The sequence below is a fragment of the Pseudomonas sp. 05N432 genome (assembly GCF_056396945.1).
Genome location: NZ_JBFTMM010000056.1, coordinates 1 through 984, shown reverse-complemented (window position 1 = coordinate 984; position 984 = coordinate 1). Strand labels below are relative to the sequence as shown.

The following is a 984-nucleotide window of genomic DNA, read 5'->3' as shown; positions in this document are numbered from 1 at the left end:
GCGCTGGTCTGCCAGACCGCCCGCGTCACCGGCCCCGTCGGCGAAGAGATCTACTGCGATGAATATGGTCGCGTCAAAGTCGAGTTCCACTGGGACCGGGCCGAACGCGACAGCGAAAAAAGCAGTTGCTGGCTGCGGGTTTCCTCCAGTTGGGCGGGGGATCATTTCGGCGCGGTGACCATTCCGCGTATCGGCATGGAAGTCCTTGTCACCTACCTCGAAGGCAATCCCGACCAACCGCTGATCACCGGTTGCCTGAGCAACAAAGTCACACCTGCGCCCTATCCCTTGCCCGAAAACAAAACCAAAACCGTACTGCGCAGCCACAGCTCCCCCAGCACGGGTGGTTACAACGAACTGTCGATCGAAGACCGCGCCGGGCAGGAGCTGATCCACCTGCGGGCCCAGCGGGATCTGGAGCAGAAGGTCGAACATGACAGCCGGCTGGAAGTGGGTAATGAGCGCCAGGAAACCATCAAGGGCGACAGCATCACGGTGCTGGGAGCTGAAGAACATCGCACGGTCGCGGCGGATCGCAAAGTCCAGCTCAAGGCTAACGACTACTTGCAGGTAGCCAGCAGYAGCCATACACGGATCGGCAAAACCCTGGTGATCGAGGCCGGCGARCAGGTGCACATCAAGGCCGGTTCCCACCTTGTGATAGAGGCGGGTGAGAGCCTTTCGGTGAAGGTCGGCGGTCAGCACATCGTGATCGACGCAGACGGTATTTTCAGCAGCACCGCGATTGRGGATGGTGGTTCTCCCATACCGGCTATGGCCGCCCRTTCGTTGTTGCCGGGGACAGCGGTTGGTTTGTTGGCATCCGTCGCGCCTGAGGACGAAGCGTCAGGCGAACTGGAGGAAGAGGAGGAAGAAGTCGAGCTGGAGGGGATTACCTTACGGATCGGCGTGTTCTTCGATGGTACCGGCAATAACCGATCCAACAGTGAAATGGTCGCCGAGTGCCATGCGCGGGATGTGGGG

General features: G+C 60.3%; 1 protein-coding gene. It reads left to right on the top strand.

What is annotated here, in order from left to right; genetic code table 11:
* On the top strand, positions 1–984 hold a 984-nt coding region (locus tag AC1DHT_RS29165), incomplete at both ends, for a type VI secretion system Vgr family protein (RefSeq protein WP_477752113.1).